The 17,087-nt window shown below is 45.5% G+C and carries 16 protein-coding genes and 1 pseudogene; 12 read left to right on the top strand and 5 right to left on the bottom strand.

Features of this window, described 5'->3' with window-relative positions:
• Positions 1-81: 81 nt before the first annotated feature.
• The gene (locus ACFPYJ_RS32520; protein WP_379192644.1) at positions 82-948 is read right to left on the bottom strand and encodes a YusW family protein; all 867 of its coding nucleotides are present in this window, start codon (positions 946-948) and stop codon (positions 82-84) included.
• 732 nt (positions 949-1,680) lie between these two features.
• Here ACFPYJ_RS32520 and ACFPYJ_RS32515 point away from each other — a divergent pair.
• The 5 genes from ACFPYJ_RS32515 (at position 1,681) to ACFPYJ_RS32495 (ending at position 7,543) form a co-directional block, all read left to right on the top strand.
• Positions 1,681-3,627, top strand: a complete 1,947-nt coding sequence (locus ACFPYJ_RS32515; protein ID WP_379192642.1) for an asparagine synthase-related protein — start codon at positions 1,681-1,683, stop codon at positions 3,625-3,627.
• A 29-nt stretch (positions 3,628-3,656) separates the two neighbouring features.
• Positions 3,657-3,794 carry a paeninodin family lasso peptide gene (locus ACFPYJ_RS32510; protein ID WP_379192640.1) on the top strand — a complete coding sequence of 46 codons (138 nt, stop codon included), beginning with the start codon at positions 3,657-3,659 and terminating at the stop codon, positions 3,792-3,794.
• Between the two features lie 86 nt (positions 3,795-3,880).
• Positions 3,881-4,327: a lasso peptide biosynthesis B2 protein gene (locus ACFPYJ_RS32505; protein ID WP_379192638.1), complete on the top strand. Its 447-nt coding sequence runs from the start codon at positions 3,881-3,883 to the stop codon at positions 4,325-4,327.
• A 22-nt stretch (positions 4,328-4,349) separates the two neighbouring features.
• Positions 4,350-6,152 (top strand): ABC transporter ATP-binding protein, encoded by a 1,803-nt coding sequence (locus ACFPYJ_RS32500; RefSeq protein ID WP_379192636.1) that lies wholly within the window; start codon positions 4,350-4,352, stop codon positions 6,150-6,152.
• A gap of 692 nt (positions 6,153-6,844) precedes the next feature.
• Positions 6,845-7,543, top strand: a complete 699-nt coding sequence (locus ACFPYJ_RS32495) for a hypothetical protein (protein WP_379192634.1) — start codon at positions 6,845-6,847, stop codon at positions 7,541-7,543.
• A gap of 202 nt (positions 7,544-7,745) precedes the next feature.
• Here ACFPYJ_RS32495 and ACFPYJ_RS32490 read toward each other — a convergent pair whose 3' ends face one another.
• A complete protein-coding gene (locus tag ACFPYJ_RS32490; RefSeq protein WP_379192632.1) occupies positions 7,746-8,477 on the bottom strand; it encodes a hypothetical protein in 732 nt (243 codons plus the stop codon).
• Between the two features lie 421 nt (positions 8,478-8,898).
• On the opposite strand from ACFPYJ_RS32490, the gene ACFPYJ_RS32485 reads away from it, so the two are divergent.
• The 3 genes from ACFPYJ_RS32485 (at position 8,899) to ACFPYJ_RS32475 (ending at position 10,189) form a co-directional block, all read left to right on the top strand.
• The gene (locus tag ACFPYJ_RS32485) at positions 8,899-9,096 is read left to right on the top strand and encodes a hypothetical protein (RefSeq protein ID WP_379192630.1); all 198 of its coding nucleotides are present in this window, start codon (positions 8,899-8,901) and stop codon (positions 9,094-9,096) included.
• 84 nt (positions 9,097-9,180) lie between these two features.
• Complete coding sequence (locus ACFPYJ_RS32480) at positions 9,181-9,675, top strand: hypothetical protein (protein WP_379192628.1); 495 nt, start codon at positions 9,181-9,183, stop codon at positions 9,673-9,675.
• Positions 9,647-10,189 (top strand): hypothetical protein, encoded by a 543-nt coding sequence (locus ACFPYJ_RS32475; protein WP_379192626.1) that lies wholly within the window; start codon positions 9,647-9,649, stop codon positions 10,187-10,189. Before ACFPYJ_RS32480 ends, ACFPYJ_RS32475 begins: the two co-directional genes overlap by 29 nt.
• Positions 10,190-10,408: 219 nt before the next feature.
• Here the strand turns inward: ACFPYJ_RS32475 and ACFPYJ_RS32470 are convergent, their stop codons facing one another.
• Positions 10,409-10,678 (bottom strand): hypothetical protein, encoded by a 270-nt coding sequence (locus ACFPYJ_RS32470; RefSeq protein WP_379192624.1) that lies wholly within the window; start codon positions 10,676-10,678, stop codon positions 10,409-10,411.
• A 663-nt stretch (positions 10,679-11,341) separates the two neighbouring features.
• Here ACFPYJ_RS32470 and ACFPYJ_RS32465 point away from each other — a divergent pair.
• On the top strand, positions 11,342-11,860 hold the full coding sequence (locus tag ACFPYJ_RS32465; RefSeq protein WP_379192622.1) for a YhcN/YlaJ family sporulation lipoprotein: 519 nt from the start codon (positions 11,342-11,344) through the stop codon (positions 11,858-11,860).
• Positions 11,861-12,923: 1,063 nt separating this feature from the next.
• Here the strand turns inward: ACFPYJ_RS32465 and ACFPYJ_RS32460 are convergent.
• The gene (locus ACFPYJ_RS32460) at positions 12,924-13,598 is read right to left on the bottom strand and encodes a DUF421 domain-containing protein (protein WP_379192620.1); all 675 of its coding nucleotides are present in this window, start codon (positions 13,596-13,598) and stop codon (positions 12,924-12,926) included.
• A gap of 65 nt (positions 13,599-13,663) precedes the next feature.
• A complete protein-coding gene (locus tag ACFPYJ_RS32455) occupies positions 13,664-15,190 on the bottom strand; it encodes a phospholipase D-like domain-containing protein (RefSeq protein WP_379192618.1) in 1,527 nt (508 codons plus the stop codon).
• Between the two features lie 642 nt (positions 15,191-15,832).
• On the opposite strand from ACFPYJ_RS32455, the gene ACFPYJ_RS32450 reads away from it, so the two are divergent.
• The 3 genes and pseudogenes from ACFPYJ_RS32450 to ACFPYJ_RS32440 all read left to right on the top strand — a co-directional run.
• Positions 15,833-16,216 (top strand): class I SAM-dependent methyltransferase, encoded by a 384-nt coding sequence (locus tag ACFPYJ_RS32450; RefSeq protein WP_379192616.1) that lies wholly within the window; start codon positions 15,833-15,835, stop codon positions 16,214-16,216.
• Positions 16,217-16,224: 8 nt separating this feature from the next.
• Positions 16,225-16,401, top strand: a complete 177-nt coding sequence (locus ACFPYJ_RS32445; RefSeq protein WP_379192614.1) for a hypothetical protein — start codon at positions 16,225-16,227, stop codon at positions 16,399-16,401.
• 328 nt (positions 16,402-16,729) lie between these two features.
• Positions 16,730-17,020 (top strand): annotated as a pseudogene (locus ACFPYJ_RS32440) (transposase); the annotation flags it as partial.
• Positions 17,021-17,087: the final 67 nt, after the last annotated feature.

Below are 17,087 nucleotides of genomic sequence, written 5' to 3'. Positions count from 1 at the left end.
CCGTATGCGGACCCGCATGTACGGTGGTGTGAGAGGACGGGGGCTAGCCGCTCCCTCCTACTCGATTTCTTAGGGCAATAATTAGTCCTCGTCTTCGTTATCATGGTTTTCATGATCGTGACTTTCATGTTGACCGTGATCGCCGTCATGGTCATCGTCATCATCTTCGTCCTCTTGCTTGCCGTCATGGTGGTCATCGTCCCGGTCACCTCGAGCGAATTGCTTTTCCTGCTTCTGCTTTGCTTGCTGCTCTTTATGAGCTTTTTGCCAAGCTTCTTGCAGCGCTTTTTTCTTAGCGATTAGCGCTTTTTTCTGCTCTTTTTGCGTTAGTTGATCTTTATTTGCGAGTTGTTCCTTTTGGTCATCTTGCTCTTTTTGCACGTTTTGAACTTTAGCATTGACGTCGTCATCATCTTTTTCTTGTTCATATTTCAACACTTCAAGTCGATTCGTCAATTTGATTTCGATTTTGATTTCCACCTTGGCCGGTTCGACAGCAAAATGCTTGAACAGCGCATTCAATACTTGCTGCTTATTCATGTTTTCTTGCAATTTGACAGCATCCAGAAGCTGCTGGATAAATTGTGCCGCTTCGCTGCCTGTTAGGTGGTTTTCCTGATCCTGGCCGCGGTTAATTTCTACCTTGGACTCGACCTTCGCTTGTTCCCGTTCGAGCTCAATTTCAATCTTTAGGCCATTGCCTGCGATTTTAATTTCCAAGTCTTTCAGCTGATCGAGCTTGATCGGTCCTTCACTTGGACTCGGTTGAGCAGTCGCGGGCTTAGGCGTCGCAACAGCCTTTGGAGGGACAACGTATGTATCGCTTGCTGCAGTTGGTTTGTCCTCTGTTGTTGCGGACGAATCATGATCCGCGTAAGCGACGAATCCATATGAAAGTATGATAGAGCATAGTGCACCGATTAGCATATAGGCAATTTTCTTCTTCAAAAATGGACCTCCTCAAATTTGCATGCATGTTTTTTTGGTTCGTGGCAGCCAATATATGAATTCGTCATGCAAGTCTGGTTTTTAGTCCGTTCAGGGTTTTAAAAGATCGCAATTATGAGGGATATGAGGTAGGAAAAGGCTAGAGAGGGACATTTTCTTTATATCTATGAGGGGGATAAGCAAATCGCTCTAATCGAGAAAGAATTGATTGTCACCGATAATAAAGATATGGGTTTGCCTGGCGATTGCAGTCCTAGCATTCCTAAAATGGAAACGAACGCCGGGATATTTAATTTTTAGGTTTTTAACTCCAAACGTATATATCAAGCCCTAGCTGCTGTAGAAACAAAACAAAAAACGCCCCTGATCGCCGAATAGTGGAATTCGTGATCAGGGGCGCGTTACTTTTATATATATCAAAAGTAACGCTATTCACTACGATTTTCCATACGATAGAACTTGAAACAAGTCGCTTCTCTCCATCGTCCTACAAACTTTAATCGTAATCCAATTCTCTAGATATTTCTTCTGATATAGTTCTCCCCTATCCACTGAAAAGGATTTTTTTATGCTTGGAAGAGGAGATAATTGAACATTTTGAGAATTGTGAAAACATTTATGCAACGATAGTGGAAAATTATAGAATTTTAATGATACAAAACGTATCATAATATGCTATAGTACAAAATATTACTTGCAAATAAATAATGCTTTAGAGAAACAGGTGTGATAATGAGCGCCATACTCGGTGTGCTTCAGCATGATAATCCAGAGCTAATCCATCCCGAAATGATTGAACATATGATGGGCGCTCTAAAGCAATACCCTGCTGATGATGTGCGTATCTGGCATAGCAGAGGAATATCTCTCGGTTGTCATGCACAATGGATTACCCCGGAATCAGTCCAGGAGATGCTGCCTTATTATGATGAGGAGCATCGGTTGTCGATTACCGCTGACGCGATTATAGATAATCGGGAGGAATTATTCAACAGGCTGCAGGTTGAGCATGCAAGACGGCACAACATGCCGGACAGTCAGTTAATCATACTTGCCTACCTGAAATGGGGGAAAGACGCGCCTTGCTACTTGATCGGCGATTACGCCTTTGTTATTTGGGACGAAGCGAAACGCCAGTTGTTTGGCGCACGAGATTTACTAGGTAACCGTTCTTTATATTTTCATCATCAGCAGGGGCAATTCGCTTTTTGCACCGTCGTGAATCCGCTCTTTTCGCTGCCAGGCGTTAAGAAGGAGCTGAATGAGTCATGGTTCTCTGAATTTCTGGCCATACCGGTTGTTCTGGATGCGATTGACGTTTACTCGACCGTGTACCGGAATATCGAACAGCTTCCTCCTGCCCAGCGATTTACGTTGGTTTCCGGTAAGCTGAGAGTGGAGCAATACGGTTCATTAGTCACTCCGATAGAGAAGCTGAAGCTGCGGACGGATGGCGAGTATGAGGAAGCCTTTCGCGCCGTATTTCAAGAAGCAGTGAACTCCAAGCTTCGAACGTTCAAGCAGGTCGGCGCGAGCTTAAGCGGAGGGCTTGACTCGGCCGCGGTTGTGAGTTTCGCCGCGGATCCACTGCGCAGTGAAGGGAAGACATTGCATACCTACAGCTACGTACCGTCGCCGGATTTCGTCGATTGGACTGGCAAAAGCATGGTAGCTGACGAACGTCCCTACATGAACTCCATCGTGCAGCATGTCGGGAATATGTCTGATCGTTACTTGGACTTTCCGAATCGAAACTCGCTTGAAGAGGTAGATGACTTACTTCATCTCATGGAGGGCCCATATAAATTTTTCGAGAATTCCTTCTGGATTAAAGGTATTCTCGAGCAGGCCGAGCAGCATGGCGTTGGCGTATTATTGAATGGAGCCCGCGGCAACTACAGCATCTCGTGGGGACCTGCCGCTGACTATTACGCCAGGCTTATGCGACGGTTTCGATGGGTTCATCTAAACCGGGAACTTAAGCTCTATGGCCGCCATTTCGGCGTGGGAAGGAAGCGATTGCTGCCGTACATCGCGAAGCAGGCTTTTCCATTCGCCCGCCAGTTCCCCTTCTTCCGAAAGCAAGCAGAGGTACCGCCGCTCTTGATCCACCCGGATTTTGCTGGCCGGACTAAAGTCATCGAGAGACTTCAGAGCCATGATGTCGGATTACGCGAATATATGATGGATGAATTTGAGTCCAGAGTTCGACAGTTCGGGGATTTATCCGTATCGAATCATCAAGGGACGTCGACAACGAGATTCTCTTTGCGCTATGGCGTGTGGGAGAGGGATCCGACCAGCGATCCAAGGGTTATCCGGTTCTGCTTGTCCGTACCAATCGAGCAGTATGTTCAAAACGGCGTGGACCGGGCGCTCATACGCAGATCCACCGAACGGTATTTGCCTGACTCCGTCCGTTTGAATCAGCGCATCCGGGGAGTTCAAGGAGCGGATTGGATTCATCGTATGCTTCCTTCATGGCGTTCTTTTACAGAAGAGGTGGAGATGTTTTGCCGCGATTCTGCCGCTTCGGAATATTTGAATGTGAAGCAAATTAAACAATCACTTGCAGTCATTGGGCATTCGCCCAAACCTGAGGCCGCTTTTGACCCCGATGCACGATTGTTGATGCAAAGCTTGATTGTCTTCCGCTTCTTGAAACAATTCTCATCCTAGGAATCCTTATTTGAAGGGAGGTGATATCTATGACAAAGCAAACGAAAGTATGGGAACAGCCAGTGCTGGAAGTGCTCGAAGTCGAAATGACTATGGGTGGTCCTAACGGACGGATACCGGACAAAAACGGTAAGGGTAACCACAAAAACGCTCCGGAGTCTTCCTAGTATACTTAAGGTTTATCACGATTAACAACGGCCCTTATACCTCGGTATAAGGGCTCTCATATCTTGTATGGAAAGGGCGGGTATCCGTGTGGCGCAAAGGGTCGAAATTCTTAGCATTGTCTACAAGGGAAAAGCTGCTGCTGCTCGAGTCTTTTCTTTATCTGGGCTGGGCGCGCATTCTTAAAGGACGCACCTTCTCGAAGGTGGCTCCATCGCTGGGAACACCGATGCAGGAAACGCCGATGCTCTTGGACCAAGAGAGTGAGGCCCTTATTCTGGCGATATCCAGTACAGTGAACAGAATGAGTCATCATACTCCGTGGGAGAGCAAGTGTTACGTTACAGCGGTCGCCTGCATGAAAATGCTGGAGCGGCGCGGTATCGGAAGTACCTTATACATGGGGACGGCCAAGGATCAGTCGGGTAAAATGATCGCACACGCCTGGCTGCGAAGCGGACCTCACTACTTGACAGGCATGGATGTCATGGAGGGATTTACGGTCGTTGGCATTTTTGGTAAAACAGTCGCCTAGCAAGGGCAAGGGGAGATCACCAGTGGCACATCTGCTCATCTATTTTCGAAAGCTTCATGCTTTCGCAGGGCTCAAATTATATATCAATTTAATCGGCATGGTCGTCATCAGCATGCTGGAGGGTTTCGGCATCTTTTTATTAGCGCCGATGCTGTCGATCATTGGCTTATTCGATTCCGGAACTGGCGGTATTCCATTCTCTTCAGCGCTAGCCGGGCTTCTTCAAGGGCTATCGGATAGTCTTAAATTAACGGTCATTCTTACCTCGTTTATCCTATTGCTTATTATTCAGGGGCTGCTGCAGCGTCGTCAATCGAATTTAAATGAGACAATCGAACAAGGCTTTATCCGCCACCTTCGAATCGGGGTCTACGAGTCCTTGCTGCAATCCGATTGGACGTTCTTCCTGAGAAAAAGAAAATCGGATTTCATCCATCTGATGACCAACGAGCTTGCTCGGGCCAGCTATGGGATCTACCAGGCACTCCGCATGCTCACGACGATTCTCTTCACCTTGGTGCAGATCGGTTTCGCCCTGTATTTATCTGCGCCGCTTACGGCCTGCGTATTGGTATGCGGCTTGGCCCTTGCCGTGTTCTCTCGAACCTTTATCCATAAGTCGAGGACGATAGGGAACGAGACATCGGCTTTGTCCCAAAGCTATTATGCCGGCGTGACGGATCACTTTAATGGGATGAAGGACATAAAAAGCAATCGAATGGAACGGCAGCATTTGATCTGGTTCCGGACGCTCTGTTATCGAATGGAGCATAACTTGATTCAATTCACGAGACTGCAAATGACTTCACAGTATTATTACAAAGTTACATCGGCTGTATTGATCGCCTTATTCGTCTTTCTATCCTTTGCCGTTTTCCAAGTACAGGCCCAGAGACTTGTTTTTATCGTTATTATTTTTTCGCGTTTATGGCCCAAGTTCACCTCGCTCCAGTCCAGTTGGGAACAGATGGCACAGTCGATGTCGGCTTTCGGAAGCTTAATCAATCTGCAGCAAGAGGTGGATTCAGCCAGGGAGCTCGAACTTCACGATTTGATGAACAATGACAATTCTGAACGCATGGAGCAGAGCATCGAATGCCGCAGCGTAAATTACCGTTATGACTTGAATGACTCTGCCTATGCCCTTAAACATATAAACCTGCATATTCCGGCGAATAGTATGACGGCCATCGTCGGCAAGTCAGGTGCAGGCAAAAGTACATTGATCGATCTGTTAATCGGACTCGTTCGTCCGGAGAAGGGAAGCGTCCTATTAGATGGAAACCCGCTCATTGGCGACAACGCGATTTCACTGAGGAATACGGTCGGTTATGTCTCTCAGGATCCTTTTTTGTTTCATGCCAGCATTCGGGAAAATCTGTCCATCGCCGCACCGGATGCAACCGAGGAGAAGATGTGGGAGGCTCTCCGATTCTCGGCCTCCGATGAATTCGTCCGGCTTCTTCCGCAAGGATTGGATACCGTCCTGGGAGACCGGGGCCTGCGGCTATCTGGAGGGGAACGTCAGCGGATCGTACTGGCCAGGGCGATTCTGCGCAAACCGTCCATCCTTATTCTCGATGAGGCTACAAGCGCCCTGGATAGTGAGAACGAGGCGAACATTCAGGAAGCGCTCGGTCAGCTGAAAGGCAAAATGACAATTATCGTTATCGCTCACCGATTATCGACCATCCGGCATGCCGATCAGGTTATTGTGCTCGACAACGGCCGAATCGTTCAGCAAGGTGCTTATCAGCTGCTATCCATGGAGCGAGGCGGCATGTTCAGCAGGCTGTTGAACTATCAGGCCCAGCATGGAACCTAGCGAAAAGCAGAAGTCGTTGCGGGAAATCCGCTTTGGACTGCGTGATCGGGCATCCCCTTTAAGTAAACAGTGCGTAAAAGGCACTTCCGTTTACTTGGAGGGGATTTATTTGTTTTCGCCCGGTAGGCTCAGCTCAAAGTGGTTCTACTTCATTTCACATGCAGCGCTAATTTCCGTGGTGGCCGTAATTTACCCGCATTCAATCGACGTTCTCAAGGTAACGGTTATATCAATTGAATTAAATCAAAAGACTCTTGAAGAACATTTGGAAATCATGGTAAATTTTAGGTAGATACTTAAATGAAGTCAGTCTAATGGTAATCAATTGTCCCCGAGCAACCTACGTGATATATTTTCTAGCCTCTAACACCCACCGATTAATTTGCATTCCAACGTAGTCGGACTTGGCATTTATTTTGGATTTTCCATATTTCCTTATTCTCAGTCACCGGTAACTACAACTGGTGCTGCTGTGCAGACAGATCTTCAGGTCGGGGCACAGGCATGGGGAATCACGGGATTCCTTGTATCTGCGGCTGTAATAGGATGTAAATGTAATGGACTCTACAATGATAAAAATGTAGCGATTTATTTAAGGACATAAAAATTCTTCTTTTCTAAATCATAACTTATTTTTCATCAAAGCGTCTTTTATATATGGTGAGTGTCAATATATGGGGGGATTAAGGTTTATGACAAAAAGAATCGGCACGTATATTATTGTGCTGTTTTTGACCAGTATCTTATTTGTCAGTTGTAGTGATGAACAAAATTCCGAACCTGATATAGCTCAAACAGGAAAATCAACCACACCAACAACTCAATCAACATCCGATTTTGACCCATCGCTTTCAGATGAAAATATTCAGGGCTATTATGGGTTAATGTGGGAAACGGCAGTTGAAGCTCAACGGTATTCCTTATATTTTAAAGCGTTTACACAACGTGTTCTATACAGCGAGGATTATATATGGGTGGCGGGCAGCGAACAACAAAATGACCCCATATCGGTGATTAGAAAGAGCGAGGATAAAAATAATAAAATGTTAGGGATTAAATTTGCTAATCCAATAACTACGAAAGTGAATCAGTTACCAAAAGAAATAATTGAAATATGGTTTAACATCAACAAGGAAAAATCCTTTATGTATCTGAAGTTACAAAATAATAAATGGTATTCTTACACTATTCTCGATGGACACGCTGATGTGTACAGGATATATGCCGATACTCGGGGTACCACTGCCAATTATGATTTGGAGTTCAGGAACAATCATGGAATTAGCCGCAGTCGGTCTCATGCTCAGCGCTTACAGGCGCAAGGATATGATTGCATCTTCCAGCCGAAGAATATAGAAATGGCTAAACTAACAAGGAACGATAGTTTATAAACAGCAGAAGGATCCGCCCCGTCGGATCCTTCTTACTTCTTCACAAAAATAAGCGGTTATATACAGATGTCCTAATGGACGTTTTACGTGAGATAAACCCTTAAAACCGAGGGACGGGTACGATAGTTCAATCAGTACGGGGAGCAGTCCACCATGGCGCTGCTCCCTACTTCTTCATCTTCTAACTGCCAAGTACCCCACGCTACATCCCGGCCGCCTTCTTAATCCGCGTCCTTTCGCTCACGATCACCATCCTCAGTGTCTCTGTACCGTATGCCCCTGCCGTAAAAGCATTCGCCTTCTCATAGAACACCATGCCCAGGGAGGTTCCATCCTTCAAGTGAACACGCAGGAAGATCCCGTATTCCGGGTCGTTGTTCTTGTAGATTTCGTCGAAGCCAACATAGGCGAGGGGCAGCAACTCCTTCGCGACAATGGCGGACGCTTCCGGCATGAAGTCACCGATCGTGCTCCCGTCCATGCCGCTCGCGAGGCTTACCGTAGTGATTTTGCCTTTAATATCCCACAGATCTCCGAGCGTCTTCGCATGTGGATTCCGGCTCACTTCATACATCTTGCCATCTGCAATGACCCGGTACGATGAGCGATAGCCCTGCATTTCATAAATCGGCGTGCCGATCGGCAGGAAAGCCGCATCGCCATTCTTGGACACATGATCCGTACACGCATGATCACTCAGCATATACGCAACCTCGCCAACCTTCTCTCCCTGCTGCGCTGCGGACGCTTCCTTCGTTCCATCACCATTGTACGTATACATAATGTCATCCAGCATCAGAAAGTCGACCCATTCGATCTCTGCATAGCAGTTTCCATCGCTATTTCCCCCGTCAAGCGTCACCTTGGCCCCGTATCCAATCATCAGCACAGCCACCACCATAAAGGTCCAGCCGACCCATTTCAACCCATTCATAACGCTTCACCTCACCTTCTAGACGCCGTCATCCCGCTTGAAGTTACAGCCGGCTCCTGAACTTACACCCGAGGTATACCCGAGAACCTTATGGATAGGTAAAATACTCAGAATGAGGGGGAAAGACTTGTCGGCTATGCTGAGGTAACACAAATATTTAATGAATATCTAAAAAACTGAATTAATCTAACGGGTTTCTATAGCTTTATGATGACCCGAAGGCAGCCGGCCACAAAGATCGGTTGCCTTCGTTGAGCTCCCATGAAAATTAAATCGTGGCTGCTGTAAAATTTTCATTATCTGTGGTGCGGCGATTGCGCTGCATGTGTGGCTAACGGGCAGATTACTTCAGTGTTACCTTTGCAGGCATTAGCAGTACTAATAAAGAAATTGGTAATAACTTAAAGGGGGAGAAAGCAAAATGTCATTTGTTAAAGTGCTTAATGCCGGTTATGTACGGCTTGTAGATCACATGGGATCCGATTTAACTGTCGTCAATGCTGCTCGTGTTTCATATGCCAAGGAGTCATTAGAGCTCAGTGAGCGAATGTTTAGCGTAACGCAAGTGAACAGCGATGTGCACCATTATTTCTACTGCCTCAAAGCTCCAGCGTATTAAGTCGGCACTTTTCATTTCTCATAAGAATGTGTCCGGCGGAGATACTAAGTTCAGTTGGTATATTCGACCTGCGGAGGTAAACATATGGCTTTTGCGATTTTCTTCTCCTTGACCGTCATCGTAGCCGTTTCATTCGCGGTGACCAAGAAAAATCTCCATCCCTTCGAGATCCTCTTCATGTGGATGGTTACCGTCATTATCCATCATACTTTCGTGACGATCACGGCGGTCAATCTGAAGCTAATGGACTTAACCGAACATCCGGAAAATTACTGGGCGTTTGTCTTTAACCGGGTCTTCCTCATACCGCTTCTGATCATTTGGTATTTCGACGCTATGGTGGCGCGGCGTCCTTACCAGAAGTGGCTTTGGCTGCCGCTGGGCATCTTGATCCTCTCTGGCAGCGAATATTTCGCGGAATGGCTTGGCTTATATACCTATACGCGGTGGAAACTCTGGTGGTCGCTGATCGAATGGTCCGTTATTTTATTGTTGATTCACTTCGCCTGGATGTGGTACCGCAGTCTACTCAATAAGGAGGAGGTCGGAAATGCTGCTTTATCCGCCAAAACAGTTTGACGAGAACGAATGGTTTGTCCTGCTCAGCATCGCTGCCGGTTACATCTTGATGGCCTTCTTGCCCAAAAGATATCCTAGTGCCATGTCCGTGCTGATCGTGCTGTTTTGTGTTTCTGCCGCATATGCCATGGACCATGCCATCGCCAGCCCTCCGCTGGATCTATATGATATCAACGACCATAAAGAGTATGAGTGGTTCGATCTGATCACTTATTTGATGTATACTCCCTATGCTTTATTGTGCGTCTATTTGTATCACAAACTCAGCCCAAAAAAATTATGGTTTACCGGTTACGTCATCGGTTGGTCCTTGTTTTGCGCATTCTTCGAATGGCTGGCCATCTTGTCCCATGTGTTTATCTTTCATGGCTGGAACCTTGTCTATTCCTTCTCCGTGTATATTGTCATGACCACCATTACTTTGTGGTTTTTCGAGTATCTCCGGAGAAATTTTCGCTTGCCCTCCGTTATTTCCGATTCCGCGGCGCAGGATCGACGAATAGACGAAGCTTAACGCAGAAAAAGCATCTTTGTGGGCTTTGCTTATGAAGTCTGGGTAATCCCCATCGATTAAGCCGATTACGCTGTCATACAGCGCAGAAGCAAGCATTAGGATTTTTAACGAGGATTTCGTCTGCTGTTGGAATGTGTGTTGAAGCTGATTGTTCAGAAGGGACTCCTTCAGACTCGTGCAAGTTATTCAAATAGTTGCAAATATGGGGAGGAACCTTGTTTAATCGTCAGCGGTCGTATTAATGATTGCCGGACTAGCTGGATTTTTACCACAAGCGATTTTAGGTCCTTTTATAGGCGTCTGGCTTGATCGCTGGAACCGTAAAAAAACGATGAAGGTCAGAAAAAACAGGTATCTTGTGACTAAGCTGCCAAGTTCTTGGGGCTCTTCTTTTTTGTTGGCTGATTTAAATCTTATTGTTGCTTTTAGGTCAAATGCAACCCGCCTTCCTAAAAAGGCGGTTAATTCGTGTTCCGTAAATTGAATCATTTAAGACAACCTGTAAGACGATAGTAAATGGGGTGGGGGCTGAGTTTGGCAGTCCTCACCACTTTTACTACTCTGTTCTAATGAAAAACGCGGGTGGTTCTTGCCCAAGCAAGCGTAAGTAGACATACCCTTACCCACGGTGATGAATCTCATTTTCCAGGGCGTACGTTAGCCAGCCAATCGCAGTACATTCAGGGACATAAGGTGCCGATGCAGGACGCATCTTGGCCAGCGCATCAAATGATATAGTTGGTCACAACTGCCTAGTTTCTTCACGTACACTCCTGCCGAATTCCAGTACTTCGGTAATCGGAGACGTACGCAACATCTCCGGTGGGATACGAACTTTTAGAGCTGTAGCCACAGCTTTATTTCAATACTCTTTTATAACAGCGGTATTTCCTTGCTGTAATTTTTGATTATTCAATTTTCTGAATCGGCATATCTCCTTGGATGTAGACACGAATTGGTATTTGGGAATGATATCCATAGGCGTATGGGTTATTTTCTTTAGGCATTGAATTTACAGCTTAAAAGCAAAAGATAAGGGACTTCGTAACAACAAAGCCACCGTGCTCATTAAAGACGGAGAGCCGTAAAAGTTGATGAATGAAAATTAAACTGACTGACATAATAAGAAAAAATGAAAGGGGGCTTAGAGAAATGAATATCATAAAAAAAATGTTGATGGTTTCGATCATAAGTCTGATATTAGTTGCAACGGGTTGTACAAATAATCCCAACAATCAGACGAAACAGCAAAACGTCAGGGATAATCAGCAAATTCTGCGCAATCAAAACGTGGATAATAATGTAAACCGTCCCAATCGCGGTTTAACCGACGGGGATGACCGAATCGAAGTGGCCGATCGGGCTGCAGAAAATATTACGAAGCTAAAAGGCGTCCGTTCGGCCAATGTACTCGTTACGCGGCAAAATGCTTACGTTGCGGCAGCCCTAGATAACGATCAGAATAAGATGACGCAGGATATTGAAGATCAGATTGCCAAGCAAGTAAGAGCGACAGATGCGAATATCAAGAATGTCTATGTATCCACAAATCCGCAATTCGTGGATCGCATTAACATGTATATCAATGATGTTCAAGAGGGAAGACCTGTCGCCGGTTTTGTAGAACAATTTAATGATATGATTTCAAGAATATTTCCCAACGCTAGATAGTCTTCATTCCCGAAGCGCAAGGTAAATCCCATCTTAACAGCGAAGATGGGATCTATTTTTTATTGTGGTTCTCAGACCGTTGGAAACAACGGATTCCTCACTTTTCAATTATCGAGTCCGAAAACGGGCTGCACGCTGGTCTGGGTGTTGAAGGAGGGCATGTAAATACAACGATGCATTATATCCGGAACGGCACGCTGAACGGCGTGGTGACGCTTGCATCCGTTGTTCGTCCGGCGGTCCACCCAAAGATGAAGAAGAAGAAAGGCTTATCGTTCCTCCCGTCCCCTTACGTTTCTTTTGTGTCTTGAAACAGCACTTATGAGCGGCGAATGCTTAGCAATGGCAAGCGTAACAGTTGCACACAGAAAATTTCAGGAAAAAGATAGTTCCCTTCTCACCTTCCTTATTCTTGGCCCATATCTAACATGAATGTGTCTTCTACTTTTTGCTTGAGGCATTCTATTCCATTAAGCAAAGATGGACCACACTCCTTAACGTGAACAATCAATCGAATAAAAAATCCGGGTGTATTTGGGGGAATTGGGATAAGATTGTTCAGTATTGTTCAAAGATAAAATGTATAAAGGATTAGTAACGAAAAAAGCCGCTCAGTGAATTTCATTGAGCGGCTAATAACCTATCATCTATAGAAAAATACCTCCTCCTTCTTCACTTCACCGTTCCAACTCACCTGACCGCCAAGCAACTCGGCAGCTACACGAACCCCTGTCGGATAAGCCTATAGTTCGATAGCAATAACAATTGGTATTTTATCATCTCGACCGGCGGTCCAAAGGCATTATTTTGTCCGCTCAGTAGACCCGGAATATCCGCAACTAACCATTGCGCCGTGCATATGGGTAGTTTCATGACGTTAATATTTGGGGGAGGGATTGAAAATATGGATTGGGGAGTGCTAGTCTATTACTATCGCCAAATGTTCAGCCGATATGGGCGGCCAACTACGCGCACGCACTTGGGTTGATCAAGGATGCCGTACAAGATGAACGTCTCGATGAATTGTTCTACGATGACATGATTCATTTAGAGAGGAAGGTATTTAAGAATAAGAAACAATATAAATCCCTTCGTTTACTTTCCATTCAGCATATAATACATTTTTCACTTCATTTATCCCGTGAGACTGGATCTGCAGTTCAAGCCATTTTTTATCAAAACCAGCAGCTTTCAGATTGTCTCCAATGATTTCTCCGTCAGTGATCAATGTTGTTGGCAAATATACCTGTTGTGGCGGTAAATTCAAATCTTGACGTTTTACGGTATCATAGTCAGATTTTTTAAGAACGCTTATACTTCCGTTCGGTTCCAATAGAGCGTATTCTACTTCACGCACAGAAAAGGCATTTGATTGTCGCAGCAAATACATCAAATCGTGTATGTTAATCCTGTTCTTTTTTAATTCTTTTCGGATGATCCTTCCATTCCGAATGACGATAGAGGGTCTCCCGTCGATCCAACCTCTTATTTTTAAAGATTTCTGCCCCAACACTTTAATGGCCAACATGAGCAACCCCCACAAAAATAAACAATACAGCATCGTTATGACGGTTGCTTTTTCATCATATAGAGCACTTCCCACAACCTCTCCTAAAAAAATAGCAGAAATAAAATCAAACGGTGTTACCTGACTAAATTGTGTTTTTCCTAGCACCTTGGTAATGATGAACAAGCCTACAAATCCCAATAACAGTTTTATCGTTAATTGGAGAAACAAGATTTTCACCCCTTTCTATTGCCAGATATGAAGGATTGTAAAAATGAGCGCGTTTTTATTGTAAGTTATATCATCGGTGAAAGCAGGCGCGCTCCTTGCTCCAATAATCGTTGGGGAAGTGTGCGATGCAATAAATCCTCGATGCGCAACGGCACAGAATCAGTGAGGTCTTGCTCGAATTGCTTTGCGAGTTCCCTAGCTACATCGGTACTGTAAATGACTTCGCACACCTCGTAATTCAGTCGAAAACTTCTCATATCATAATTAGCTGCACCAACCTCGGCGATCTCCCCATCGATGACCATTGTTTTTGCATGCAACATCCCTTTATTGTACAGATATATATGAACCCCAGCCTCTAACAAATCACCGAAATAAGTACGGCTTGCAAGGTCCACTAATTTTTGATCCGAATGGTGAGGGACCAACAATCTCACACGTACCCCACGCGCCACAGCGGTCTTTATCGCCATGATGATATCTGCATCGGGCACAAAATAAGGGTTTGTGATATCCAAGGTCTTTGTCGCTTGTGTCAGGCAAATGAAATAGACCTCACGGATCACTTGAGTAGGAATGCCAGGATTACCTTCAAACGTCTGCATATACGCGTCGCGCAATGCTTCTGTGTTTGTGGCGGTGTCAACAAAGTTGCCACCAATGGTACCCAACTCAGCGGCCCATTCTGCCGCTTGCCCGGAAACAGCAACCCCTTTAGGAGTTAAGTTATGTAATGGATGATTTGGCCCTTCAATGGGCTTTTGTGCGTTCTCAACTAAGGCGTTATTGTATGCTCTCACCTTTATCCGTTCCGGTGCAGCCATATTCCAATGTACGTTGAAAATAGTGTACAGGTCGACAGCAGCTTCACCTATTATTCGCAGGTGGGTGTCACGCCAGAACCCTACGTTGGGCTTTAAGCCGGTATACTCATACCCAATGTTGATACCGCCAGTGAAAGTTTCTTTTCCGTCGATCACGACGATCTTACAATGATCCCGGTAATTCCAATTAGATAATACCCAAGGGAAGCGCATTGGAAATACTGTACGGCATTCAACCCCCGCATCCATCATCCGAATAATCTGCGTTCGTGGAAATTGCTTGCTCCCCCAACCGTCTCTCACAAATCGGACTCGTACACCAGCCTTGGCCCTCTCGATCAACAGATCCGTGATACGTCTGCCAATTTGGTCATCTCGATAGACGTAGTATTCCAAATCAATCGAGTTTAGTGCACTCTTTATGGATTCCATCAGTCTCTCATAGGTTTCATTGCCGTTCTTAAGCACCTGGACTCTGCCGGTTCGAAGTCCATATACGGACAAATGCCGTAAAGAATGAGCGATAACCGAAGCTGAGCTGCTGAATGAATCAGGCAACGCGTCAGACTCATTGTGAGGTAACGTCAGTCTTTCACGAGAAATGTATTTGGGATTTGTAATACTAAGATAGAATACGAAACCGATGACAGGAAAAACGAGGCAAATAGCAAGCCAGTTCAAAGCCTTGGCCGGTCTACGCACCTCGCGGATCGCTACGATTAACATCAAGAGTGTATTGATTAGATACAACCAAAGAATCCACACCAATTGAATTTCCTCCTTTGTTTATCTATAACATGCGCAAGATTACGCATCTATACTCTTAAAGTAACCGATCAATTACACCAATATTCTACAGAAATTAAGATTAATTCAGGGATCTTGGCGTAAGCGAGTAGATTTTGCGTCGGAGTTCGAAAAACGGCCTGTAATCCACAAGATGAAAGAAGTTTTGCCGGCTGCTCTCGCTGTTGTTCTAGGCGGAATCGGTAACACCAAAATAATTCCCATCTCGGTTAATCAAGATGGGATTATTTAGTTCCCACAAACCCAATTATCTATGAGCTACCTCGCGCATGATCCCGATGGCTGCTGGGAAAATGCGGCGCAGTACGAATCGATACTGGAGCCTCATCCCCGTTTGGTGGAGTGGAGGGAGGAAGGACCGTAGCAGGATCGGAATTTTGACGCACAGCTTCGACATATTCGGAGGGGGATTGGAATGGTATATTTACAATCTTTGCTCCGTCATCAGCTAAATGGGCGCGGAACCGGAGGTGCATCAGCTGTCTTTTCAAGGCGCGTTCGGATGGCAGGTGGAAGGCATCCGGGTATTCGGTTACCCTGCAGCGACATGCGGCGAGTCCCCCTTTCATTAATGAAGCAGGCAGGATTATCGTTCCGGAGGGATTGGAAACGATAGCGGATACGCAGGTATGGGATCGGATTTGGTCGACAGAGCCGTCCTATCTTTGGGATGCGTTAAGTTTGTCCATCTACGAAAAGGTGTGCCGGCTGACCGGCAATCTGAGAGGGAAACGGATACTGGAAGCCGGCTCAGGTTCAGGTAAAATATCGCTCTACATGGCCATGGACGGGGCGGAGATGATTTTGACGGACTACTCGGAAAGCTCACTGTTCCAAAGCCGGCGTGCGTTTTCGACGCAAAGCAAGAAGCGAGCGTTTCTGAAGGAGGATATCCGGAGCCTTTCCCTTACGGGTGCCGTGAAGGCCGCATGTACCTTGCAAGCGTCCTGGATCTGTAAAGCCGCAAGATCGTGGGCTGGGAGTTAGGGGATCGCATGACGACGGATTTGGTACTTGCAGCGTTAGACAAGGCGTACGAGGTGCAGAAGCCAAAGCATAAGATGACCCATCACTCTGACCGCGGTTCGCGGTACACTTCCGACGAATACTGGAAGAAGCCTATAGGTTTGGAAATACCGCTCGGTAACACTGCGAAATCTATATGGTTTTAAATATAGGTGGAGCAACTTAAGTGACGGTAAGCGGCATCCTGGGCTGGTAAGATGCAGTTGCGAAAGTAATCACAAATTCATAAGTGTTCGTTAACGCGAGAGAATTAGGCAATTATTTAAGATGAATGGGATAACGGTCTCTTTTTCATTTGTTGCATAATAAGGATGAGCTTAAATTTCTAAATATAGATGAGTAAATTTAAAGAAATGGAAGTAGGGATATTAATTGTCAGATTCAAAAGAACTTACTTTTGCTCAGAAAAACTTCGGAGATTTTGCACCAAAGATTGTTGAATTAACCGATGATGTTTTATTTGGAGATGTATAACTGTTCCACACGGACAAAGGCAAGGAATTTGATAACAAGCTTATTTCTGAGGCGCTGGCAGTCTTCGGTATCAAACGATCCCTAAGCAAAAAAGGCTGTCCGTATGACAATGCGGTAGCCGAAGCCATGTTTAAAATCTTCAAAACTGGATTTGCCAACCACGTTTATTTTCAGCATTTGGAGCAATTGGCGCTGGAGCTCAACGACTACGTTAACTGGTATAACAATCATCGTATTCACGGTACGCTAGGGTATCTTACACCTGCAGAAGCTAGACGATTGACCTCATAAATGTTGTCCAGTTTTCTGTTGACAATCCAATTTGAGATGTACTTGATAATAAGCAGGAAATCCAGGG

It is taken from the genome of Paenibacillus solisilvae (assembly GCF_042656405.1).
GTDB classification, from domain to species: Bacteria; Bacillota; Bacilli; order Paenibacillales; family Paenibacillaceae; genus Paenibacillus_Z; species Paenibacillus_Z solisilvae.
The sequence above is the reverse complement of the archived record's forward strand: the minus strand, read 5'-3'. Positions and strand labels throughout refer to the sequence as shown.